This is a genomic window from Chryseobacterium sp., assembly GCF_029240215.1.
Taxonomy (GTDB): Bacteria; Bacteroidota; Bacteroidia; order Flavobacteriales; family Weeksellaceae; genus Chryseobacterium.
Map to the genome: position 1 here is coordinate 393,512 of NZ_JARBTK010000004.1, position 25,120 is coordinate 418,631.

The 25,120-nt window shown below is 35.4% G+C and carries 23 protein-coding genes; 13 read left to right on the plus strand and 10 right to left on the minus strand.

Annotation, left to right across the window (positions count from 1 at the left end):
- Nucleotides 1–68: 68 nt before the first annotated feature.
- The 8 genes from K0R77_RS11455 (at nucleotide 69) to K0R77_RS11490 (ending at nucleotide 13,454) form a co-directional block, all read left to right on the plus strand.
- The gene (locus K0R77_RS11455; RefSeq protein WP_300352331.1) at nucleotides 69–3,149 is read left to right on the plus strand and encodes a T9SS type B sorting domain-containing protein; all 3,081 of its coding nucleotides are present in this window, start codon (nucleotides 69–71) and stop codon (nucleotides 3,147–3,149) included.
- 141 nt (nucleotides 3,150–3,290) lie between these two features.
- Nucleotides 3,291–6,119, plus strand: a complete 2,829-nt coding sequence (locus K0R77_RS11460) for a gliding motility-associated C-terminal domain-containing protein (protein WP_300352333.1) — start codon at nucleotides 3,291–3,293, stop codon at nucleotides 6,117–6,119.
- Nucleotides 6,120–6,232: 113 nt separating this feature from the next.
- Complete coding sequence (locus K0R77_RS11465; protein ID WP_300352335.1) at nucleotides 6,233–9,652, plus strand: T9SS type B sorting domain-containing protein; 3,420 nt, start codon at nucleotides 6,233–6,235, stop codon at nucleotides 9,650–9,652.
- Nucleotides 9,653–9,788: 136 nt separating this feature from the next.
- Nucleotides 9,789–10,577: a hypothetical protein gene (locus K0R77_RS11470; RefSeq protein WP_300352337.1), complete on the plus strand. Its 789-nt coding sequence runs from the start codon at nucleotides 9,789–9,791 to the stop codon at nucleotides 10,575–10,577.
- 168 nt (nucleotides 10,578–10,745) lie between these two features.
- A complete protein-coding gene (locus tag K0R77_RS11475; protein ID WP_300352338.1) occupies nucleotides 10,746–11,528 on the plus strand; it encodes a DUF6759 domain-containing protein in 783 nt (260 codons plus the stop codon).
- A gap of 94 nt (nucleotides 11,529–11,622) precedes the next feature.
- A complete protein-coding gene (trmB, locus tag K0R77_RS11480; protein ID WP_300352340.1) occupies nucleotides 11,623–12,300 on the plus strand; it encodes a tRNA (guanosine(46)-N7)-methyltransferase TrmB in 678 nt (225 codons plus the stop codon).
- A 15-nt stretch (nucleotides 12,301–12,315) separates the two neighbouring features.
- Nucleotides 12,316–13,041 (plus strand): DUF6759 domain-containing protein, encoded by a 726-nt coding sequence (locus tag K0R77_RS11485; RefSeq protein WP_300352342.1) that lies wholly within the window; start codon nucleotides 12,316–12,318, stop codon nucleotides 13,039–13,041.
- Nucleotides 13,042–13,043: 2 nt separating this feature from the next.
- Nucleotides 13,044–13,454, plus strand: a complete 411-nt coding sequence (locus K0R77_RS11490) for a DUF6759 domain-containing protein (RefSeq protein ID WP_300352343.1) — start codon at nucleotides 13,044–13,046, stop codon at nucleotides 13,452–13,454.
- A 77-nt stretch (nucleotides 13,455–13,531) separates the two neighbouring features.
- Here K0R77_RS11490 and rpsB read toward each other — a convergent pair whose 3' ends face one another.
- The 4 genes from rpsB to K0R77_RS11510 all read right to left on the minus strand — a co-directional run bounded on the left by rpsB (nucleotide 13,532) and on the right by K0R77_RS11510 (nucleotide 15,832).
- Entirely contained in the window at nucleotides 13,532–14,299 is a 768-nt protein-coding gene (gene rpsB, locus K0R77_RS11495) for a 30S ribosomal protein S2 (RefSeq protein ID WP_047445142.1), read from the minus strand.
- Between the two features lie 183 nt (nucleotides 14,300–14,482).
- Nucleotides 14,483–14,869 (minus strand): 30S ribosomal protein S9, encoded by a 387-nt coding sequence (gene rpsI, locus K0R77_RS11500; RefSeq protein WP_047445146.1) that lies wholly within the window; start codon nucleotides 14,867–14,869, stop codon nucleotides 14,483–14,485.
- A 5-nt stretch (nucleotides 14,870–14,874) separates the two neighbouring features.
- Entirely contained in the window at nucleotides 14,875–15,330 is a 456-nt protein-coding gene (gene rplM / locus K0R77_RS11505) for a 50S ribosomal protein L13 (RefSeq protein WP_047445148.1), read from the minus strand.
- A gap of 169 nt (nucleotides 15,331–15,499) precedes the next feature.
- A complete protein-coding gene (locus K0R77_RS11510; protein ID WP_300352348.1) occupies nucleotides 15,500–15,832 on the minus strand; it encodes a hypothetical protein in 333 nt (110 codons plus the stop codon).
- 336 nt (nucleotides 15,833–16,168) lie between these two features.
- Here K0R77_RS11510 and K0R77_RS11515 point away from each other — a divergent pair, with 336 nt between their 5' ends.
- The 4 genes from K0R77_RS11515 (at nucleotide 16,169) to K0R77_RS11530 (ending at nucleotide 21,402) form a co-directional block, all read left to right on the plus strand.
- Entirely contained in the window at nucleotides 16,169–19,516 is a 3,348-nt protein-coding gene (locus K0R77_RS11515; protein WP_300352350.1) for a methylmalonyl-CoA mutase family protein, read from the plus strand.
- Nucleotides 19,517–19,624: 108 nt separating this feature from the next.
- A complete protein-coding gene (locus K0R77_RS11520; protein WP_242803615.1) occupies nucleotides 19,625–19,822 on the plus strand; it encodes a hypothetical protein in 198 nt (65 codons plus the stop codon).
- Between the two features lie 84 nt (nucleotides 19,823–19,906).
- Nucleotides 19,907–20,677, plus strand: coding sequence for a hypothetical protein (locus K0R77_RS11525; RefSeq protein ID WP_300352353.1), 771 nt, complete (start codon nucleotides 19,907–19,909; stop codon nucleotides 20,675–20,677).
- Nucleotides 20,678–20,691: 14 nt separating this feature from the next.
- Complete coding sequence (locus K0R77_RS11530) at nucleotides 20,692–21,402, plus strand: diphthine--ammonia ligase (RefSeq protein WP_300352355.1); 711 nt, start codon at nucleotides 20,692–20,694, stop codon at nucleotides 21,400–21,402.
- A 20-nt stretch (nucleotides 21,403–21,422) separates the two neighbouring features.
- Here K0R77_RS11530 and K0R77_RS11535 read toward each other — a convergent pair whose 3' ends face one another.
- The 4 genes from K0R77_RS11535 to K0R77_RS11550 are packed head-to-tail and all read right to left on the minus strand — an operon-like array spanning nucleotide 21,423 to nucleotide 23,090.
- Nucleotides 21,423–21,773 (minus strand): hypothetical protein, encoded by a 351-nt coding sequence (locus tag K0R77_RS11535; RefSeq protein WP_300352357.1) that lies wholly within the window; start codon nucleotides 21,771–21,773, stop codon nucleotides 21,423–21,425.
- A complete protein-coding gene (locus K0R77_RS11540; RefSeq protein WP_300352358.1) occupies nucleotides 21,770–22,147 on the minus strand; it encodes a hypothetical protein in 378 nt (125 codons plus the stop codon). The genes K0R77_RS11535 and K0R77_RS11540 overlap by 4 nt, the downstream gene beginning before the upstream one ends.
- A gap of 11 nt (nucleotides 22,148–22,158) precedes the next feature.
- Nucleotides 22,159–22,770 (minus strand): hypothetical protein, encoded by a 612-nt coding sequence (locus K0R77_RS11545; protein WP_300352360.1) that lies wholly within the window; start codon nucleotides 22,768–22,770, stop codon nucleotides 22,159–22,161.
- Nucleotides 22,767–23,090, minus strand: coding sequence for a PadR family transcriptional regulator (locus K0R77_RS11550; protein ID WP_300352361.1), 324 nt, complete (start codon nucleotides 23,088–23,090; stop codon nucleotides 22,767–22,769). The genes K0R77_RS11545 and K0R77_RS11550 overlap by 4 nt, the downstream gene beginning before the upstream one ends.
- Nucleotides 23,091–23,178: 88 nt before the next feature.
- On the opposite strand from K0R77_RS11550, the gene K0R77_RS11555 reads away from it, so the two are divergent.
- Nucleotides 23,179–23,700: a 2'-5' RNA ligase family protein gene (locus K0R77_RS11555; RefSeq protein ID WP_300352363.1), complete on the plus strand. Its 522-nt coding sequence runs from the start codon at nucleotides 23,179–23,181 to the stop codon at nucleotides 23,698–23,700.
- A 55-nt stretch (nucleotides 23,701–23,755) separates the two neighbouring features.
- Here the strand turns inward: K0R77_RS11555 and K0R77_RS11560 are convergent, their stop codons facing one another.
- On the minus strand, nucleotides 23,756–24,472 hold the full coding sequence (locus K0R77_RS11560; RefSeq protein WP_300352365.1) for a T9SS type A sorting domain-containing protein: 717 nt from the start codon (nucleotides 24,470–24,472) through the stop codon (nucleotides 23,756–23,758).
- Nucleotides 24,463–25,119, minus strand: coding sequence for a M64 family metallopeptidase (locus K0R77_RS11565; protein WP_300352367.1), 657 nt, complete (start codon nucleotides 25,117–25,119; stop codon nucleotides 24,463–24,465). Before K0R77_RS11565 ends, K0R77_RS11560 begins: the two co-directional genes overlap by 10 nt.
- Nucleotide 25,120 lies beyond the last annotated feature (1 nt).

Consider the following 25,120-nt stretch of genomic DNA (forward strand, 5'->3'; position numbering starts at 1 on the left):
TTCTTTAGCATTTATTAACAATATATTAAATATTATTCTAATTTTGTAGAAATCCTAATTCCATAATTATGAAAAGATTTCTACTAAGTTTTATATTAGTTTTTACGACGTTCAGTTCCCTCTTTGCACAAAGAGATACAGAACACTGGATTGCCCCCATGATGGACAGAGCTTCATCAACCGGTCAACAAGTGCTTTACTTTTCTACAGATTCTGTAACACCTTTTCCTGTTGATATTTACAATAATAATATTGTAATTGGAACTGTAAACGTAAGTAAAGGTAGTCCGCAAACTTTTCCTATTACAGAAAGATCTCAGATTATCACTACTTCAGCATCTGACTGTTTTACCGCTAAACCCATGGGTTTGTACATGAAAGGTACTAAACCATTTTATGTAACTTTAAGATTTTCAGTAGCAAGTCATGCCGAAATCATTACTTCTAAAGGAAAAGCTGGTATTGGTACATTATTTTATGCAGCTAATGTGCCATTAACACAAACCAGCAGCATATATAATTTTACAACCGGCATTATGGCTACAGAAAACGCTACGACTGTTACCGTTTCGGGCTATAGCCCAACTGTTGTTTTTTCCGGACCAACACCAACACCAGCAACATTAACGTTTACCTTAAATAAAGGTCAATCTTACATCATTGAAGGTTCGGGAAGTAATGCAACAAATAGTACAGGCTTTATAGGAGCTAAAATAGTTTCGAATAAGCCGATTTCAGTAACGAACGGAAATATGAACGGTCAGTTTGCCATTGCAACAAGCTTTGGTGGTTCAGATATAGTTATGGATCAGTCAGTTCCTGTTAACAGACTTGGAGATGAATTCGTTTTAGTAAAAGGAAATGGAAATATAGGACAAGGGATGGAAGGAGCGTTAATCATTGCAACGCAGGATAACACTCAGATTTTCATTAATGGTTCCGGAACAGCAGCTGCCACTATTAATGAAGGACAGAGCTATCGTATTAATGATGATATGTGGATCAACCAGCTTGCAAGTGGTCATTACAATATGCATATAAAAACAAGTAAAAATGTGTATGTATATCAATTACTTGCCGGTGTTCCTACAAATAGCGCAACGCTTGGTTATAATTATGTACCTCCGTTAAACTGCTTCTTACCCAGAAAAATTGACGAAATAGGAAAGATTGGAGAAATGCCTGGAATTACTCCTGACGTAAAATTAAATATATTAACTGAAGCAGGCGCAACTGTTCTTGTAAACACGCTTCCTCTTCCAGCTTCACAAGGACCATTCCCAGTAACAGGTACTACAAACTGGGTTTCATATACCGTACCTGCAGTAACCGGAAACCTAACAATTCAATCTACTAAAGCTGTTACAGCTGGAATTATTGGAGGTAGCGGAGTTTATGGCTATGGCGGATATTTTGCAGGTTTCTCATCAATTCCTGTAATTGCTAAACAGTCTGGTGACTGTGTTCCCGGCATTGTTCTTGAGGTTGATGACAGTTATGAAACTTATCAATGGTATTTGAACGGAGTAGCAATTCCTGGTGCAACATCAAATATCTATACGCCGGTGGCAGCTGGCGATTATACCGTAATAGTCGGAGTTGGAAGTTGTATCCCTCTTACAACGCCTGTATTTAAAGTTTTCACTTGTTTAACGCAAACTACTCAATCAGTCTATATTTGTGGAACCAAAGTAATCACACCTACTTTCACAAATTCTACCCAGTCACCTTTAGGAAGTACTGTTACAATCATTACTCAGCCGACACACGGTACAGCAACTATAAATCCTTCAACTGGAGTGATCACCTACATTCCTCAACCAGGATATTTGGGACCAGATGTAATTGTTTATAAATTTTGTGGTAACGCTCCAGAATTTATTGATTGCGAGCAAATTACTTTAAATTTAAACTTAGTACCATTTGTATTGACAGACAGAACGATCAAGGCATGTCAATATGCAGGAAATGGATATTTTGATCTTACGACTGCTAATGTCACAGATAATTCAGTACCGACAACTAAAAAATTCTATCCGACTTTAGCTGATCTTAATGCAAATACAAATCAAATCAGCAACCCTACAAATTACTTCTCTGGAGCAGGATCTGTATATGTAAGAGTTACCACTTCTGAAGGTTGTGTAGGTACTGCAAAAATCACCTTAGACTTCTACCCTACTCCTGTAGTGAACGAGGCAACATTGACAGTTTGTTTTATCGAAAACAATGAAACTAAGGGAGCTTTTGATCTTACTACAGCAGTAATTACGAATGAAACTCCGGTTACTAAAAAATACTATCCAACTTTCACAGATGCAAGTAACGGAACTAACGAAATTATGAGCCCTACTCCTACGGTATATATCTCAAGTAACGGTTTTGTTTATGCTAGAGTGTTTAACTCAAACGGATGTTATGCAATTGCTAAAATCAATCTGAAAGTAACTCCTCCAAAGAGGTCAACAGTTTTAAAAGATAAATTGATCTGTATTGATGACAGAACGACTTTAGATGCAGGACCAGGATATCAGTCTTATGAATGGAGCAATGGCGCAACGACTCAGTCTATTCAGGGAGTTCCTGTAGGTAACTATTGGGTAATTCTTCAGAATGAAGGATGTTTTATCAAACAGTCTGTAAGTGTCAAAAAAGCAAATGAACCTGTTATAACATCTATTGAAATATCAAATAATACTGCAACAGTAATTGTAGAAGGCGGAACTGCACCGTACAAATATGCAATTGATGCACCTACAACATGGCAGGATTCTAATGTATTTACCAATCTTTCAAGAGGTCAACACACATTCTACGTGAAAGATGCTCTTGATTGTACTCCTATATCTGTAGAAATGACAGTGCCTAACCTGGTCAATGCAATTACCCCTAACGGAGATAATGTAAATGATGTATTGGATTACAGCGAATTAGCCTATAAAGGAAACCTTACATTTGTAATCTATGACAGATACGGAAACAAATTATTTACCGGTGATAAGCTAAATAACTACAAATGGGACGGAAAATTTGCAGGAAAAGGAATTCTTACCGGAACTTATTGGTATCACATCAACTGGACTGAACCAAATTCGCAAAAAACCCCTGTAAAATATACAGGATGGATCCTCGTAAAAAACCGAGAATAAAATACATTTAATTATTATAAAAAATAAGCCGCAACTCTTCGTTGTGGCTTATTTTTTAAACATTAATAAGAATATTTAGAAAAAATTCTGAAAACATATCGTTTTTTACATTATTTTTGTAAAAATCCTAATTCTAAGCTTATGAAACAATTTCTACTCATTTTTCTACTAATGATTACGGGCATCAATGTTTCTGCTCAAAGAGACACAGAGCATTGGATAGCTCCTTTTTACGCTTCCTCCAGTGTCACACAATCCCTTTACTTATCTACAGATTCGGTAACTCCTTTTGTAGTAACCGTTTACAGCAATAACATTGCATTGGGAACAGTGACGATCAGTAAAGGTAGCCCGCAAACTTACATTGTATCTGCTGCAAATATTTCTGCAACAAGTACTTCAGAAGGCTTCACCGTTATTAACAAAGGATTATACCTGAATGGTGAAAAACCTTTTTACTGTACTCTAAGAATTGTAAGCAGTACAACGCACGCCGAAATCCTCACGAGTAAAGGTAAGGCCGGAATTGGTAAAGAATTTTTCGTTGCCAACACTCCATCTCCTTTTACAAGTACAGGAAACAACTTTACAGCAGGAGTTTTAGCGACAGAAAACAACACGACCGTAACCGCTACATGGAGCAATACTATTTCCGTAGCTTTTTACGGAGCAACACCAACAACCAATACGCATACTTTTACTCTAAACAAGGGTCAATCTTTCATATTTGCAGGGTCGGGAAGTCCGGCTGCAAACATGCAGAGTTTTATAGGAGCTAAAATTGTTGCAGATAAACCAATAACTTTAACCAATGGCAATGTACTTGGGAATTTTGGAGCCGCAAGCAGCCAGGGTGCTGATATTATTTTAGATCAGTCTGTTCCTGTAGAAAGACTCGGCAATACCTTTGCAATGGTTAAGAGCAGATCTCCTAATGCTTCTGATATTGAAGGAGGAATTGTCGTTGCAACAGAAAACAACACACAGGTTTTCCTGAATGGTTCTGCTACACCTGCAGCAACTCTTAACGCAGGACAATGGTATAGAATTTCAGGGAGCGATTACATCTTACAGGGAGGCACTCACAGAAATATGTTTGTAAGTACTTCCAAAAACGTGTATTTATATCAATTGGTGTCTGTAAATGGAAGTAATGCAACATGCGGATTCAATTATATACCTCCACTAAACTGTTTCTTGCCAAGAAAAATTGATGAGATAGGGAAAATCAACGAAATGCCTACTGGTACCGGTGGAGCTAGTGTAATGCCTTCTGGTACAATCATTAAATTAAATATTTTAACAGAAGCGGGAGCTACCGTTACAGTTAACAACGTCGCTCCTACTGCGGCACAAGGACCCTATCCGGTAACAGGAAATACCAACTGGGTAACTTATGCATTAGAAGGCGTTACGGGTAATTTAACAATAGTTTCAAATAAAGCTGTTACCGCAGGTATCAATGGTGGATACAGTACTTCAGGATATGGAGGATACTTTGCAGGCTTCTCTTCTATTCCGCTTATTGCAAAACAAACAGGAGACTGTATTCCGGGATTGGTTTTGGAAGTTGATGACAGCTATGATACTTATCAATGGTTTAGAAATGACATTCCGATTCCGGGAGCCAATAGCAACTCATTTACGCCGGTAATATCAGGAAATTACACGGTAAGAATCACAGTAGGTTCTTGTCCGCCAGCAATTACTCCTGTATATAAAGTATTTACTTGTCTACAGCAGACAACTGCTGCTAAAACAGTATGTGAAGGATATTTAAACATTGTTCCTGCATTTACTTCATCTACACAGACTTTTGTTCCAAGTACCGTACAGATTATTACTCCGCCTACCAATGGTACTGCAATCATTAATCCTACGACAGGTGTAATCGGATATGTTCCGAATTTCGGATTTGCAGGTACAGATACCATCACCTACAAATTCTGCGGAAATGATCCTGAGTTTGTAGATTGCGAGCAGATCACATTAACGCTTACCATCTCTGAGAGCCCTATTGTAAATGATGCAACCTTAAGAACCTGTTACCTTGAAAGCAATATTGCAACAGGAGAATTTAATCTTACCAATGCAAGCGTTACCACTCAGCTTGGGGTTACAAAAAAATATTATCCTTCATTGACGGATGCGAATAATCAGACGAATGAGATTTTAACTCCAGCCAACTATATTGCACCAAATGGTGTTGTATACGTCAGAGTAAGCAATGCCAATGGCTGCTACAGAGTTGCAATGATTACGTTAGTTGTATTGCCTCCAGTGAAATCTGCGGTTCTAGTTGATAAAGAAATCTGTATAGAAAACAGAACAACATTAGACGCAGGTCCTGGATTTAGCGGTTATACCTGGAGCACAGGTGCAACTACTCAAACAATTTCTGATGTAAGTGTTGGCACATATTGGGTAGACCTAAAAACAGGAGACTGTATCACAAGACAAACTGTAAAAGTATATCCTACGCAGCAGCCTGTGATTTCTAATATTGATATTACCAACAATGACATTACCGTATTTGTTGTAGGAGGTACCGCACCTTACAGATATTCAACAGACAATATCAACTGGCAGGATTCTAATGTCTTTACTGATCTTCCGAGAGGTGACACAACGGTTTATGTAAAAGACAGTTTTGACTGTACACCGATAGAGGTTACGATTACCGTTCCGAATATTGTGAATGTAATTACACCAAACGGTGACGGAGTAAATGATATCTTAGATTATTCTGCTCTTGCCAATAAACCTAATTTAGTTTTAGGAATCTTTGACAGATATGGAATTAAGATTTTTGAAGGAAACAAAGACACTGGATATAAATGGGATGGAACCATCAATAAAACCAAAAAAGTTTCTACAGGAAATTACTGGTTCAATATCAGCTGGAATGAATCTAAAAACAAAACTCCGATCAAATTCTCAGGTTGGATCTTAGTTAAAAACAGAGAATAATCAATTTTTTCAAAATATTATTAAAACCACGATGCAGAATCGTGGTTTTTTTATGTATTTTTAAATGGTTCAACACATATTATTATTAAATTTGTGATAAAATCAAATACAGAATGAAGAAAATTCTATCTTTTTTTCTTATTTTTTATATATTCTCTATTTCTTTCGCACAATTGGATAGGGAACATTGGTTTGCACCAATGGTAGACAGAACGGGAAACCCGAATCCGTATCAAAACTTATATCTTTCCACAAATCGCACAACGCCGTTTGCAGTAACTATTTATAACAATAACGTTGTGATAGGAACCGTTACTATTAGTAAAAACAATCCTCAGAAATTTGATGTTTTAAGAAGTTATATCATCACCACCTTACAGACAGATCTTTTTACTCCGGGTACGAAAGGTTTATATCTGAAAGCAGATTTTCCGTTTTATGCAAACCTGAGATTTTCTGTTTTTAATCATGCTGAAATTATCACTTCGAAAGGAATTCCTTCCACCGGAAAAAATTTCTATGTTGCCAATGCTCCTATAACGGTAAGCAATGTTATTCTGAATTTTATGACCAGCGTTTTAGCAACAGAAGACAATACTACAGTTACAGTTTCCGGATATAAACCAACCGTACAGTTTTCTAACGGAACAACCGGAGCCACAAATCCTACAATGACTTTTATTCTCAATAAAGGACAATCTTATATCATCGACGGTATCGGAGATATTGCAGGAAATTTTGACGGTTTTATCGGTGCAAAAATCACAGCAGATAAACCCGTTAATATTACCAATGGAAACTTCAACGGTCAATATTCGGGTAATGCACCTTTAAGTTCAGATATTTTAATGGATCAGTCTGTACCTGTTGAGCAATTGGGAACTCAGTTTGCCTTAGTAAAAGGGAATGGAAGCATTGGAAGCAATATGGAAGGTGCTTTGGTGATTGCAACTCAGGATAATACTCAAATTTTCCTTAATAATGAAGGATTACCGATTACTACATTAAATACCGGACAGTATTATGTAGTTCCTGACACGAAATATCAGCTGCAAGGAACCACTCACTACAATATGTACATCAGAACAACCAAAAATGCATATGTATATCAGCTTTTGGCGGGAGATTCTGTGAGCGGAACCGAAATTGCAACCGGTGGATTCAACTTTATACCAGCTTTAAGCTGTTATCTTCCTAAACAGATCAACGAGATCGGATTTATTAATGAAAATTTTGTACATTCTAATGTCAACCCAACAGGAATACTCAATATCCCGACAAAATTAAATTTAGTCACAGAACGAGGTGCAACTGTTACTGTTAATGGGGTAACTCCTCCTGCCACGACAGGACCTTTTGATATGACAGGTTTAAATGCATGGGTAACTTACGGGATTCCAAATACGACAGGAACGATTACCGTCATTTCTACGAAAGCAATTACGGCAGGAATTACGGCAGGAAGTGACGCCGTAGGATATGGAGGTTTCTTTGCAGGGTTTTCCACACAACCTGTTATTATCAAATCAGGAGGAGACTGCGTTCCGGGAATTGTTTTAACAGTCGACCCTATTATTTACGAAACTTATCAATGGTACAGAAACGGAATATTGATTGTGGGTGCAACCGGAACATCTTATACTCCGATACAATCTGGATATTACACTTGTTCTGTAACGATGGGAAGTTGTGCACCACTTGTAACGGCTCAATATAAAGTTTTAAACTGTTTAAAACTAACCACTGCAAACTATAACATTTGTGATGTTAAAACCATTGTACCAACCTTTACTACTTCTACACAAACTCCGGTAGTATCAACTGTAGCTATTACTACAGCACCAACTTTGGGAACTGCTGTTATCAATACTACAACGGGAGTTATTACGTACACAGCGACCAATCCTTCAGCAGGCGGAACAGATACATTTACTTACACTTTCTGCGGAAACGATCTTGAATTTCCAGATTGCGAATCGGTAACTGTAACGATAAACATTCAGCCTGTAACTGTTACCAATACAACATTAACAGTATGTAATGTAAATGGCGTCGGAATATTTGATTTAACAACAGCAAATGTCACTACAAATAATCCTGTCATAAAAACTTATTACACAAGTTTATTGGCTGCACAAACAGAAAATGCAACAGGACAAATTCTTGTGCCGACAACCTATTCTGCTCCAAATGGAACAATTGTTTATGTTGTAGTTAAAAATCCAACAGGCTGTAAAAATATTGCGCAGATTACGCTTAATCTATTCCCTCTTGCTGTAGTTACAGTTGGAAATTTTGGAGCTCAATGTGATGAAAATCTTGATGGAACAGTGAATGTAGTATTATCAGACATTACCCTTTTGATTCTGAATAATCCAACATATTTTACCAATGTAAGATATTATGCATTACTTACAGATGCGAATCTCGGAAATAACAATATTCTTCCCAATAACTGGAGCTACACTGCAAACACAACGATTTATATTCGTGTAGATTCTCCGGATGGCTGTGCACCCGTTATACAGCCGATCAATTTTACAGTCGGAACAAGACTTCCTTTACTGACGACTTCTGTAGTCACTAACTTCTGTGACGATGATTTAGATGGAATTAAACCTGTCAATCTTGCGCAGTTTTTACCACAGTTTACAGCAGACCCTTTAGTAACAGTAAGCTATCATTCAACTTTAGCCGATGCCCAGAATGATACAGCTGCGATCAGTGGTGCGGTAACACTTACAGGAACACAGACTTATTACATAAGATTTGAAAAAGCAGGATTCTGTCCGAATGTTGCAACTTTAAGAATCACTCTTAAAACTCCTAAAAAATCTGATATTTTAGTTGATAAATTAATCTGTCCCAAAACTACAACCACATTAGATGCAGGTTCCGGATTTACAGCATATCTCTGGAGCACAGGAGCTACTACTCCATCAATTACGAATGTTGCTGCAGGAAATTATTGGGTAGAGCTTACTTTTGACGGCTGTGTTTACAAACAGTTTGTGAATGTTTCAGAATCTGTTTTACCGGTTATTACATCTATCGACATTAACGGATCGACAGTAACTATCGGCGTAAGCGGTGGAGTTCCACCTTACGAATATTCTTTGGATAACAATACCTGGCAAAGTTCAAATGTTTTTTATAATGTGACAACCGGCAATCATAAAATCTATATCAGAGATTCCCAAAGATGTGACGTTGTAGAAAAAACTTTTGTTATTATTAATTTGATCAACACCATTACACCAAACGGAGACGGTCACAATGATGATATTGATTATTCAGCACTGATGAGCAAAGACAATCTTGAATTCAGAATTTTTGACCGATACGGAGCAGAAGTTTTCAGAGGTGCACCTTCAAACAATTTTACATGGGACGGAAAGATGAAAGGAAGACCTGTGTCTACAGCTACTTATTGGTATTTTATAAGCTGGACAGAATCTGGAAATGTAACTAATGTAAAATATAGCAGTTGGCTCTTGGTGAAAAACAGAAATGACAGTCTGTGGGACAAATAAACTAAGTTTTTAAATGATAATCACCGTTTTATAACATTCATTAACAGTTTAAATAAAAGTTTAATATAATTTTAACCTGTTTCAAAGGGAGTAATATTAAATAATGATGCTTTTGTTGTGTAATTTTGCACATTATATGAATAAAGTAATTACCCTTTTGTTATTGATTTTTATTGCTAAAATTAATGCACAGATTTTTTCGGGTCAGGTTTTTTTAAGAGACAACTCTGTATTGTATCTTAATCAGGTTTATGTGACCAATCTTACTACTTACAAAACCGTACTTACCAATTATAACGGAGATTTTACCATTCAGGCGAATCCTGAAGATGTGATCCGTTTTACATCAATTGTTACCGAGAGGAAAGATATAAAGCTTTCGCCACAAAGTTTCAGCAACCGTAATTTAGTTGAGCTAAAAGTTGCTTACCATGACATCCAGGAAGTAGTGATCAACCGTTTCCGACCAACCGGAAATCTGAGGTATGATGTCAATTCATTGAGAAAAGAAGACAAAGCTTACGCATTGAAGAAAGTGATCGGTCTTCCCGAGCCGAAAGGTGATGGCACCCCACCACAGCTTCCTGTTGCCGGTTTAAGGGATGGAGGTCTTACTTTCAGTTTAGAAAGTATTTTTGATATTTTATCGGGTGAAAGAAAGAAAAAACAGCGTTATGTAGCTTACGAAAGAATGACCAATTCTGTAACGCAGATCAAAAATTACTTAGGAAAAGACTACTTCACAAGATTTAAAATTCCTGAAAATCTGATTGACAATTTTCTTCAGTTCGTCTATACCTCAGAAAATGTAGAAGTTTACGTACAAACCGGAAATTTTGAAGCTGTGAAACTTCCAATCGAAAAATACATGCCCATCTATCAGAGAAGGTTAAGAAATTCACACTTACAGGAGGTCGTTAAGTAAAATATCTCCGGAATTTGAAGTTTAAACATTTTTTTCTTAAAAATTTAGCCTTCTTTTTTTTCAATCTTTAAAAATATGTCTAATTTTATGGTGTTAAGAACCAATCACATCACCTCTTTACAAATATTTGAAGAAAACATAACTTCAATCGCCTTAATGTAATATTAAATGAAAAAGTTACTTTTAGTTTTTACAACACTCCTATTTATCTGCTTATCTGCCCAAAAACAGGGTAAGGATTACAGCAACATTCTGAAAAGTAAAAATATATACGAAATCAATGCTTTCCTGAGAGACGCTCATCCCGATGATCCTAGAAGATCGGTTATGAAACCAAAAGTAATGGATCTTATGAAAGAATACATCAAAAATGCGGCTCCGGGTGATCAGAAAGTAAGACAAATGCAGGATTGGCTGGCTATGCTCAAAAGAAAACCATCTACAAAAATTACTTTTGATGAGATGAATGCCATCATCAAGCAAAAACAGATCGCAAAATATCAGCGAGAGCTACAGGTTGGTCAGTCAGCTATTGTTTACACACCAAGCTCACCCAAAAACGTTTTTGTAGCATCTCCTACAGTTGCAAAAACTACCGCAGTCATTGCCGATACAGAAGCAACAGAATTTAATATGCTTATGGCAGATAACCCGATAGAACACAAAAACAAAACTGTTAAAATACTAAACTCTTTATTCGATAATGATCCCAACGCAAAAGAATGTATCATCATGATCGAAAATAAATCTGACTGTAACATCATTGTCAGAATTGAAGGTGTCGGAACTACAAAATACCGACTTCCGGTTCCTGCAGGCGGTGATAATTCTCTCGTAATACAAAAAGGTGATTACCTATTGACAAGTATTGTTTGCGGTGCTCAATATGCATCGCAGAAAACCATTCAAAAACCATTGATGGTTGCTTTGGGAAGTTCTTCAAAAAAGTAGTTTCTGAAAACAAATTCAGCTTTTTTCTTTTAGCGTTAAATATCAATGAATTCTATATTATTTTTGCTAATTTTGCGGGATTTCATATTTAAACATGGGTAAGAACAAATTAGCAAGATTCGCAGAAAATAAAATATTACCAAACGTCATTCAGCCGACAAGAGAAGAAGCCATTAACGGTTTTGAACTCAAAGGGAATTGGAGAAAAGATTTCTTTAAAAACGACAGACCTATCGTTTTAGAATTAGGCTGTGGAAAAGGCGAATATACAGTAGGACTTGCCAAAACATTTACCGAAAAAAACTTTATCGGAATTGACATCAAAGGTGCCAGATTTTGGTTTGGAGCAAAAGAAGCTGTCGATAATGGCATGGACAATGTTGCTTTTTTGAGATCTCAAATCGAGTTGGTAGATCATTTTTTTGCTGAAAATGAAGTTGACGAAATCTGGATCACTTTTCCGGATCCGCAGATTAAATACAAACGTACAAAACACAGACTGACTCACCCTGATTTTCTTGAACGATATAAAAAATTCCTGAAACCAGGCGGAATCATCCATCTCAAAACCGATTCAGAATTTCTGCATGGGTATACTTTGGGCTATCTGCAAGGTGCCGGTTATGAAATTATCTCGGCTCACCACGATATTTACGGAGCATTGGAATATGATCCGAATACGCCTCATTTAAGAGACATCAGAACCTATTACGAAGAACTTTTTTCTGCTAAAGGAAAAACAATTACATACATAAAATTCAGAATTAATTAATGAAAAAATAACTTGATGAAAAAAAATCCCCTCATCATTTTATTCTTCTCTCTCACACTATCATGTTCAACACAAAGCGCAAATAGTGACGATATTTTAAAAAACACAAACATTACCGAGATTGAAGAATATTTGAAAAAAGCACATCCCGAAGATCCCAAAAAACATATTTTGCAATCTAAGCTGATTGCGCTTAGAAATAAAGAATGGACGAAAGGTGCACTTACTGCAAAACCAATGGAAGTACGGCCCATTATCACAGAGTTTCCGCAAAGCCTGAAAGGGAAAAGCATTTCTGATGATTCTGAAGAGTTTAAAAAGCTAATCGCCGAAACTACTTCCGAGCATAAGGAGAAAACCATAAAACTGCTCAATACGATGTTTAATGAAAACATCAACAGCAATGAAGCAATTCTGCTTTTCAGAAATAATTCTGAATGCAATATGGTTTTAAAAATCAATGGTAAAAAGTTTTATAATCTGGCTGTTCCTTCTCACAACGAAAATTTTATTGTTTTAGATAAAGACAACTACTCTATTTCCGGAAATGTCTGCGATGTAAAATATACCTCACAAAAACAGATCAGGAAAAATATTCAGGTAGTGATTAATAATCCTGAGTATAAACAATTTAATGAAAATAAAAATTTAGCTTTAAACAGTAATCTAAGAAAGGATTCAGACGAAAAATATCCAATAAAAAAAACTAATTTAGCCAAACAAAAAAAGAAGAAAAAGTAAACATGAAAAGATTGTTTGTATGCTCAGCAATTGTATTTATTTTAAACAGTTGTGCTCCCACATACAATAATTATCCCGGCTCAAATTCTTCGTCAAACACAGAACGGGAATATCAGGAAGTTTTAAAAACCTATAAATCTGAAACTGCGGAAGTTCTCACCTATCTTCTTAACGGCGCATCTTCCGAAGAAGCTAAAACAGCATTAACTGTCGAAAATACTTCACGTTGCAATATGGTTTTGACTGTAAGCGGAAATAATTATTTTAAAAGAATCCCGATTGGAAAAGGAAAAATCGGTTCAGTGATGATTCCTAAAAATCAAACGTATAAATTATCTGGAATGGTTTGTAAATCTTCTTATCAGACTTCAAAATTCATTTCAGATTCTTATTCTGTAAAGCTTTTAGATTAAAAATTTTAAATAAAAACATAAAAAATCCGCTAAACTTAGTTTAGCGGATTTTATTATTTTAAAGATAAAACCTTTAATTATTCAGCAGCAGCGTCGAAATCTGCATCTTTATCAGCAGATACTACTTCTCCTTCTTCTTTAGATTTTTCTTTATCAGCTTTTCTCTGAGACTGACCTTCTTTGATAGAATCTGAAACTACGTTTAAGATCATATCGATAGATTTTGAAGCATCATCGTTTCCTGGGATAACGAAGTCAACTTTTCTTGGGTCAGAGTTTGTATCAACAATACCGAAAACTGGAATACCTAATTTCTTAGCTTCAGTTACAGCGATGTGTTCTCTCATGATATCTACAACGAAGATTGCAGAAGGAAGACGTACCATGTCAGAGATAGAACCTAAGTTTTTCTCTAAGTTAGCTCTTTGTCTGTCAACTTGTAATCTTTCTTTTTTAGATAAAGTTTCGAACGTACCGTCTTTTTTCATTTTGTCGATAGAGTTCATTTTCTTTACAGCTTTTCTGATTGTAACGAAATTCGTTAACATACCTCCCGGCCATCTTTCTGTAATATAAGGCATATTAAGTTCAGCAGCGTGCTTAGCAACTACTTCTTTCGCTTGCTTTTTGGTAGCTACGAAAAGAACTTTTTTACCTGCAGAAGTTAATTTTTCTAAAGCGCTGCACGCTTCATCTAATTTAACAGCTGTTTTATGTAAGTCTACAATGTGAATACCATTTTTCTCCATAAAAATGTATGGAGCCATATTTGGATTCCACTTTCTAGTCATGTGACCGAAGTGTACACCAGCCTCTAGAAGGTCTTTTACATTTGCTTTTGCCATGTTTTCTGTTTTTGTTAGTTTACTTTCCGTTTCTTAAACAATCAACGACTTCTTTAGATGGGAGAAGTGTTTGGATGCTAAACGTAACGGGCAATTTTTTTGTTTTGATAAATAGCTTTCAGATATAAGACAACAGACAGAAAAAATTCTGAAATCTGATATCCTGAATCTGAAGTCTGAAAATTAACGTTTTGAGAACTGGAATCTCTTTCTTGCTTTTTTCTGACCTGGTTTCTTTCTTTCTACCATTCTTGCATCTCTTGTAAGTAAACCTGCAGGCTTCAATAACAATCTGTACTCAGCATTGATTTCGCAAAGCGCTCTAGAAATACCTAATCTGATAGCTTCTGCCTGACCTGTATTACCACCACCGAAAACATTTACGGTAACATCATACTGACCTGCAGTCTCAGAAAGGATAAACGGCTGATTTAATTTATAAACCATTACGTCTGTAGAGAAATAAGTTGCAGCATCTTTACCGTTTACTGTAATCACACCAGAACCTGGTTTTACATAAACTCTTGCTACAGAAGTCTTTCTTCTTCCGATTTTGTGAACTATAGACATATTAATTATTTAAATTCGTTAATATTAAGTGTTTTAGGCTGTTGAGCTTCATGCTTGTGCTCAGTTCCTTCATATAAATAAAGGTTTTTGAACAAAGCAGATCCTAATTTAGTTTTTGGAAGCATACCTTTTACAGATTTTTCCAATACTTTTAAAGAATCTTTCTTTAGAAGTTCAGTAGCCGTCATAGACTTTTGACCTCCAGGATAACCTGTATGCCAAATGTAAGTCTTGTCTTCCCACTTGGTTCCGGAAAGTGTAACTTTCCCAGCATTCAAAACAATAACATTATCACCACAATCTACGTGAGGTGTAAAGTTTGCTTTGTGCTTACCTCTCAAAATCTTTGCAACCTTAGAAGCTAGTCTTCCTAACGGTTGTCCTTCAGCGTCTACTACAACCCATTCTTTATTTGCAGTAGCTTTGTTCGCTGAAACAGTTTTGTAACTTAATGTATTCACACGTTTTAGTTAAAGATTAAACATAATTTTCCCCATAAGGGTGTGCAAAGGTACAAATTATTTTTAGATTGTGAAAACATATTTAAACTTAATAAATCCGCATCTATAATATATGATCAGATCAAATATTGTAAAGACCATTTTTCACAAAAGAATTTTTGAAGCAATATTAATTACGCAAAGACTTATTGGCTCTGAAACTCGCAATTAAATAATACGCCACAAAAACCGTAGAGAATTTCAGAATAGCAGGAATTGCCAATTCTAGATTGAATATCAACGAACCAATTAAAACCAATAGTCCCATTGCCGCAAAAGAACTGAGTAATTTTTGAACTAAAGTAAATTTCGGAGTATCAAGATAGTAAGACAATCCCCAAGCCAAGCCGAAAGCAATCGCATAAAAAATATCTAAACCAATATTTTCACTGCTGATGAAAAAATAATTGATCACAAAACTGAGAACCGTTCCCAAAGCGAAATACATCAGTGCTTTCTGCATGCCATTTTAATATGATGCAAAAATAACGAATTTTATTTTGAGAAGAAACTCTTACAATTAAATAAGTCCTTTTCCGCTGTACATTTTAAAAACTTTGTATTTCGAAAATAAGTGAAACGGCCTTGTTTATCTTGACTGCGGCATTACATTTAATTTTCTTTGTCTTCCATTGCGTTTTAATCTCAATGAAAGACAAAGTTTTTTTTAAAACTTAAAACAGGAAACTTGCATTTCTAAAATTTTATTTAACTATTTAAAAATCAATATCTTGAATAATTAAAATAAGTTTTTATTAAATTGTTATATTTGGAAACTTAGAAATTTTCTACAATCAATATGGAAACCCAAAAATATACTCCAACAAACAAAGTAAGAATCGTGACTGCCGCATCGTTATTCGACGGACATGATGCGGCCATCAATATTATGCGCCGTGTCATTCAGGGAACGGGATGCGAAGTCATTCACCTTGGTCACGATAAATCGGCTGAAGAGGTTGTAAACACAGCGATCCAGGAAGATGCAAATGCAATTGCACTAACTTCATATCAGGGAGGTCACAACGAATATTTCAAATATATTTATGACCTTTTAAGAGAAAAAAACTCTCCGCAAATCAAAATTTTCGGCGGCGGCGGCGGTGTAATTTTGCCAGAAGAGATCGAGGATATTATGGCTTATGGAATCGACAGAATTTATTCTCCGGATGACGGTCGTGAACTTGGTTTACAAGGAATGATCGATGATTTGGTTAAAAGATCAGATTTCGCAACAGGAAAAGATGTGACAGCAAATGATTTAGATTCAATCAGTTTTGAAAATTCTACAAGTATTGCAAAAATCATTTCTGCTGTTGAAAACTTCTCAGAAGAAAAACCGGATTTAGTAAAAGCAATTGACGAAAAATCAAAAGATTTAAATATCCCAATTATCGGGATCACAGGTACAGGTGGAGCCGGAAAATCTTCATTGACAGATGAATTGGTAAGACGTTTCTTACGTTCCAATACAGATAAAAAAATTGCGATCATCTCGATTGACCCTTCGAAAAAGAAAACCGGAGGTGCGCTTTTGGGAGACAGAATTCGTATGAACGCAATCAATGATCCTAGAGTTTATATGCGTTCGATGGCAACAAGAGAAAACAACGTTTCTGTTTCTCCGTTCATTCATTCAGCATTAAATGTATTGAAATTGGCTCATCCAGACGTAATTATTCTGGAAACTTCAGGTATTGGTCAATCAGGTTCGGAAGTTTCTGATTTTGCGGATGTTTCAATGTATGTAATGACTCCTGAATACGGTGCTTCCACGCAGTTGGAAAAAATCGACATGTTAGATTACGCAGATTTAGTTGCTTTAAATAAATCTGACAAACGTGGCGCGCTTGACGCACTTCAGGCGGTAAGAAAACAATTCCAGAGAAACCATTTGTTGTGGGAAAGTCCGTTGGATGACATGCCGGTTTATTCGACAAAAGCATCACAGTTCAACGATCACGGAACGACTGATTTATACAATAGATTAGTTGAAAAAGTTAACGAGAAATATTCAGGTTTAAACCTGCAAGGTTTTGTTGAACAGGAAGTTTCTGAAGACATCACGATCATTCCTCCGAAAAGAGTTCGTTATTTATCTGAAATTGTTGAAAATAATAGAATTTACGATGCTAATGTTGAAAAACAGGCAGAATTAGCAAGAAAAATGTATCACATTGAAGGGGTGAAAAAATTCCTTTCTAACGAAACTTTAGATGCCGAATATCAAAAAGCTGAAAAAGACCTTCAACAGGAAAATATCGACTTCCTAAAAAATTGGGACGATACGAAAGAGGCTTTCAAAGCTGAATTTTATTCATACTTCGTACGTGGAAAAGAAATTAAAGTTGAAACCTCAACAGAATCTCTATCTCATTTAAAAATTCCTAAAATTTCATTACCAAAATACACCGATTGGGGAGATTTAATTAAATGGAAAGGTCAGGAAAATCTTCCGGGAGGATTCCCTTATACAGCCGGAATTTATCCTTTCAAAAGAACAGGAGAAGATCCAACGAGAATGTTTGCGGGAGAAGGCGGACCTGAAAGAACCAACAGAAGATTCCATTATGTTTCTGCAGAAATGGATGCTAAACGTTTGTCAACAGCATTTGACTCTGTGACACTTTACGGACAAGATCCTGCTCTTCCACCAGATATTTACGGTAAAATCGGAAATGCGGGAGTTTCTATCGCAACGTTGGATGATGCGAAAAAATTGTATTCCGGATTTGATTTGGTAAATGCAATGACTTCTGTTTCAATGACGATCAACGGACCGGCTCCGATGTTGTTGGCTTTCTTTATGAACGCTGCCATCGACCAAAATGTTGAAAAATATATTGCTGAACATAAATTGGAAGCGAATGTTGAAAAAGCTTTAAAAGCAAAATTCGACGATAAAGGTTTAGAAAGACCAAAATATAACGGAGAATTACCTCCTTCCAATAATGGTTTAGGTTTAAAATTACTAGGAATCACGGGAGATGAAGTTATTCCTGCTGAAGCTTACGCCGAAATTAAAGCTAAAACAATCGCGACCGTTCGTGGTACCGTTCAGGCTGATATTTTAAAAGAAGACCAAGCTCAAAACACGTGTATTTTCTCTACTGAATTTGCCTTGAGACTGATGGGTGACGTTCAGGAATATTTTATCACAGAAAAGGTAAGAAATTTCTACTCGGTTTCAATTTCCGGTTATCACATTGCAGAAGCGGGTGCGAATCCGGTTTCTCAGTTGGCATTTACATTGGCAAATGGTTTCACTTATGTTGAATATTATTTGTCAAGAGGAATGGATATCAATGATTTTGCACCAAACTTATCATTCTTCTTCTCCAATGGTATCGACCCTGAATATTCAGTGATCGGACGTGTAGCAAGAAGAATCTGGGCAAAAGCAATGAAACTGAAATATGGCGCAGACGAAAGAAGCCAGATGCTGAAATATCATATTCAAACTTCGGGGCGTTCACTTCACGCTCAGGAAATTGATTTCAACGATATCAGAACGACGCTTCAAGCACTTTACGCAATCTATGACAATTGTAATTCACTTCACACCAATGCTTACGACGAGGCGATTACAACGCCGACTGAGCAGTCTGTAAGAAGAGCAATGGCGATTCAGTTGATTATTAATAAAGAATTAGGATTAGCGAAAAACGAAAATCCGCTTCAAGGTTCATTTATTATTGAAGAATTAACGGATCTTGTTGAAGAAGCGGTTTATGCAGAATTCGACAGAATCACAGAAAGAGGCGGTGTTCTTGGTGCAATGGAAACGATGTACCAACGTTCGAAAATTCAGGAAGAATCGATGCATTACGAATGGTTGAAACATACAGGAGAGTATCCAATCATTGGAGTAAATACTTTCTTAGGAAAAGATGGTTCGCCAACGGTTCGTCCCGGAGAAGTTATCCGTTCAACTGAGGAAGAAAAGCAGGTTCAGATTGAAACGCTTCACAACTTCCAACAATCTAATGAAGATAAATCCGAAGCCGCTCTGAAAACTTTACAACACGCTGCCATCAATCAGCAGAATTTATTTAACGTCATGATGGATGCCGTGAAATACTGTTCGCTTGGGCAGATTACCAATGCTTTGTTTGAAGTAGGCGGTAAATATCGTAGAAATATGTAGGCCCGTGTCAGGCAGATTGCTTTAACTGCTAACTGTTTTAAATATAAATTAAACCTCAAGGAAGTTTCTTTGAGGTTTTTTGTACTTTTACTTTAAGAAATATTAAAAATGAAAAGTTTTATCAGAACAATTTCAGCAATTTACTTAATGGGATCTGCTGTCTCGTGTAAATCTTATCCGATGGAAGTTCCTCAAAAAAGCGATGTCGATAGAAATTCTGAAGAACTGCAAAAAAGACAGGCTGCGGAACGTGAAAAAACAGAGATTAGTAATCTAAATAATTTTGGAAAACCACCAAGCAAATAGCTTAATTTAAACTTTGTCACTACAGAAAACCTTCAAGAAATTTCTTTGATGTTTTTTCTTACTTTTACTCTCATAAATTTTCAAATGACAAAATATATTTTATTACTGATGGGAATAATTTCCAGCGTACTATTGAATGCACAAGAAGCTGACAACAATCTTCAAGGTTATTTTATGACCCAATCTAAAGAATCTTTATATTCTTATTTTGCTTTTGATGGCAATGGGAAAGTGGATATCGCAGGATACGGAAAAGGTGATTATTTTGTAAAAGGCGATTCTGTGGTAGTATTTCCGGATAAGGATATTTTTATATTTAAAATTGCTAAAAACCGTTTGAGCGGTAATTCAAGTTGGGTAAAAAACACAAAATGGGACTTGAAGAAAGACAGCATTGCAGAAAATAACAGAAAAGACGATGCTTCAGCTAAAAGAAATGCGCAACTTCTGTATGAATATTACAAGAAGACCAGAGCTAAAAGCAATGATCTGGAAAAACTATTTGACGAAAGTGCAATGGGGAATTATACCAAAACCATTGACGATTTATGCAATAGAGGTTTAGCAAAAGCCTGTATGGAGAAATTTGGACTGATGGTGATGGAAGATATTGGCGGAATGGGTGCAGTCTTGACGAGCAAAACAAAAAAGCCAAAACAAAATCCTGAAATCATCAAATTGGGACAGAAAATCATCAGTATGGGCGAAGTGGAAGGCCATACAGCTTTAGGAAGTTATTACTACAGCTTGGGTGATAAAGTAAAAGCAGAGAAAGAATGGCAAAAAGGTACTGACAAAGGAAGTACGAAAGCTGGATTAGCACAGTTCGAGGCAGAAATGAATGATGCAAAATAAAACACAATGGATTTATGAAGCCCAAAGCCATCTTCAACTGGAGCAGCGGAAAAGATTCTGCGCTTGCATTATATAAAATTTTAAAGGAAGACCAATTTGAAGTCATTTCTTTGCTGACAAGCATTAATAAGGAATTCGAGCGGATTTCTATGCACGGTGTTTGTGCTTCTCTTTTAGAAAGACAAGCTGAAAGTTTAGGTTTAAATTTAATTAAAATGGAACTGCCGAAAGACCCTTCCATGGAAGAATACCGTGAAATTATGAGTAAAACAATGGAAGAAATACAATCCATAGGTGTAAGTCATTCTATTTTCGGAGATATCTTTCTCGAAGATTTAAGAAAATATCGTGAAGATCAATTACAATCCATCGGAATAAAAGCCGTTTTCCCCCTTTGGAAAAGTGATACCACCAACCTTATCAACGAGTTTTTAGATCTTGGCTTTAAAACAATTGTCACTTGTGTCAACGAAACATATCTTGATAAAAGTTTTGCCGGAAGAATTATTGATAAAAATTTCATTAAAGATTTACCAAAAAATGTTGATCCTTGCGGAGAAAACGGAGAATTTCATACCTTCACTTTTGACGGACCGATTTTTAAAAATCCAATTCTGTTTGAAATTGGAGAAGTCGTTAAAAAAACATACCCGAAACCAAAATCAAATCTTCAAGATCATAACGAAGAATATGTATTCTGGTTTTGTGATTTGATTTCAAAATAAAAAAGATTTACTTTTTATACTTAATCAGTTTCCGAAATTTTAATGAAACTCTGAATTTTTTCTAAAGTTTTGTTATGCTCAAATAAATTAATTGCTCCAAAAATCAAAATAGTATGTGCTAAAAAAGGAATTAAAAGAGTTAATGAAACAGAAACAATGTCTACCGGAAGATCAGTTTTAAAAAATTGGAACGCAGATCCTCCTTTATGCATAACAATCTGTCCCATTGAAGAAAGACAAACTATAAGCAGTGTAATATTTTGCTGATATATTGTATAAAATAATTTCCCTTTATATTTGTAATCAGTTCTGAAAAATTTTCTGCTCTTATAGTTTAGAAGCCAAAGTGCAATTGGAACAAAAAAGATCAATCCGTTTTGTATTTTAAATAGAATACCATAAAAATCCTGTGTTTTAGAAAAAAGATCGTAAGTAAATTGATCACAAAAAACAAAGATGCAATAGCAAAAGATTTCCTTAAAATATAATTATATCTAGTTTTTACAATTTTCTTCTCGAGGACAGAAATTTCTTCTGTATAAAAAAAGAAATACTTCGTCATTTTAAATTCCGGCTCCCAGGCAATTTTAGTTTTTAAAAAAGCCTTCTCGAAATCGAGATTTTCTCTGACCTGAAGATCTGAAACCTGTGAAATCATATGGTCACGCACTTCCAGCAAAATATCAAGTGGAAGTCTGTTTAGAATCAGGTAATCATCAATTTCTCTTTCTTCTGCAGAGTTCATTATTGTAAATTTTATAATAAAACATTTACTTTTTTAGTTCTGAAATACAATAATTGAATTTGTACTGCTATTGCATAAATCAGAAATATTTTGTTGATCCCCACTTCCCAAAAATTCATACTTTGAGTAAAATAGCCTACTCCAAAAAACAAAACAGATCCTAAAATAAGGTTTCGTAAAATTAACGGATGAAAGCTCAACTCATAATACTCTCTAAATTTCATTTTTTTGAAAATAAAATTATAAAGAAGAAGGCAAACCAGTGTAACCAGCAGACCAATCTGCATCAGATAAAAATAATCATTCAAAAAAAATAATACCGCAAATCCAAACATCGTAAAAACTGTTGATGAAAGAATAATATTTCTGAATCTTGACTGTAAAACGGTTTTCTCAATTTTCGCAATTTTTTTGAACGAAAAAAGATCTGCTTTTACCATCTCCAGTTCAGATTGCCAATCGAGTTTTGTTTTGAGAAATGCTTCCTGAAAACTCAGATTATTTTTCATAAGTTCTGAAATCTGAACAATAAAATGGTCGTAAATTTCATTAGAAATAACGGGACTCAGATTCCTTTTCTGAAGAAAAGATTTGATTTCCTGCTGTTGAATAATGCTGATCATATATTGAAAATAGTATTAAGGTTAAAAAGATAGGTTTTCATTTCGGCTTCCTGAGTAGCCTGCTGTTTTTTTCCTTTATCTGTTAAAAGATAATATTTCCGGTCTCTTCCGTTGATTTTCTGAATTTCAGAAGTAATCAAACCGTCACCTTCCAACTTATGCAGCAAAGGATAAAGTGCGCCTTCTGTCATTTCAAGTTCACCCTTTGTCAGTTCTTTTGCACGTTGAGTCATTTGGTAACCATACATTTTTACCTCTTTTGAAAGTAATTTCAAAATGATGTTTTGTAATGTTCCCTTGTAAAGACTGTTCTTTTTCAATTTTCGAGTTTATACATAACAAATTTATGTATAATTTTCTTATGTATGAAATTTTAATCAATAATTTTAAAAAGTTTATTTTTATAGTATGAAAAAAATGTATTTCATCGCTATTTATCCGCATCAGGAAATTATTGATGAGGTAAAGGTTTTTAAAGAAGATTTAGCTTTAAATTTTAGTAATTCCAAAGCATTGAAAAATGATGCACATATCACTTTATTTCCGCCTTTCGAAAGAGAATTGGATTTAGAAAATGATATTCATGAAGCTTTTCAAAAAATTGACACCAATATTTCGCCTTTTGAAATTACATTAAATGGCTTCGGTAGTTTTCCGAATCCCAAAAACCCTGTTTTATTTGTAAAACCGGAAGAAAATCAAAGTCTAAAGGATTTATATTTAAAGGTAAAAGAAAGATTTAATTTTAAAAATTATTCTTTTAACCCTCACGTTACAGTTGGTTACAGAGATCTGACCTGGGAAAATTATCTGAAAGCCTGGGAAATTTATAAAGAAAAAGAATTTAAAACTAAATTCTTCGTTGATAAAATCACACTTCTTCGTCACGACGGAAAATGGGTTCCAATTGCAGAAAAGAAATTTTCTTAGCATTGAAAAAACCGACCTGAAAAGTCGGTTTTAGTTTTAATTATATCTAAAAATTTTATTCTTTGATAATTTTCTGAGAAATAATTAAATTTTTATTTTCAGTTGCTGTCATTGTATAAACTCCTAAAGGAAGATTTTGGATATTTACATAAACTGTTGTTGCGTCTTTCAACTCAAATTTTGCGGGAATCATTTTTCCGGATGCATCATATAGATTAATTTTTAAATCTTTAGAAAAATCTGATTTTCCTCTGATGAAAAATTCTGTATTTGCGGGATTTGGATAAATTGTAAATCTTCTTTCTTCCGCTTTTATTTCTGCGGTACCTAAAGTTGTTTTGTTTAAAATCCAGGAAACGTTGGTAAAATGTACAGTACTGTGATTGTCGGTTTTCACCAATGCAGTATTATCTGTAACTGAAAAAAGCAAGGTATTGTTTCCGTTATTAAGCTGAGCAGGAGTAATTGTTAAAGTATTCGTTGTTGCAGCTAGAATGGTTCCGTTCAAAGTCCATGTGTTGACCAATGTATTTGGAATCGGAAGGATTTCATTCACAGTAAAAGTAACGTTCGCATTTGCATTGACTGTACTCGTATTCGCAGGAGTGTAAGAATCTACAGGAGAAACCAATGTATGAATTTTTTCAATGATTCTTTCTTTACAAACTGAGCAAAACTGCTGATTAAGATACCTCATCTCACAACTTTGGTGCGGTCTGAACCATGTCGGGCTTTCAGCATGAGCAAAAACACCTACCGAATTTAAACCCACCCAATTTTTCCATTTGATGGTGGCAGGATTTGAATTCTGAGTTTTATTGGGAGATTCTCCGGTACCGGAAAACCAATATTCTCTGCTAAATTTCCAAAAGAATGACCTAATTCGTGCACTACAATTTCGTTTGCAGCTGAAGCTAACGATGCAAAAGCATAAGTTCCGCCACAACCACCGTATTCAGTAGAATTTCCAAGAACGTAAGTAATGTCATAATCCGGAACATTCGCTGCCAAAACCTGAGCAACTTTGTTTGTGGTATTACTGTAAATACATCTGTGAACATTCACATCAAACGTAGATCCTAAATAATTATTAGGATTTGATACCGGAATTACCGGTTCATTAACATCCGTTGCTGTTCCGGGATGTTTCACACCACTTTCAGCAGAAATCACCTTTACAGCATAAGCATTAAAATAATTTTTATATTCCGTATAAGGACTTTTTGTAAACAGATAATCAACAGTACTTTGGGCTGAAGTCACGAAAGCAGGAAGTTGAGCCAAGGTAAAACCATCTCCTAAAACCGCTATATTAATTCGTTTATCATTTGATCCGTTTTGTAATAATGGTACAGTGTCAAATGTCTGCGAAAAACAAAATGAGCTGCTCATCAACAGAATCGATAAATATTTTTTCATG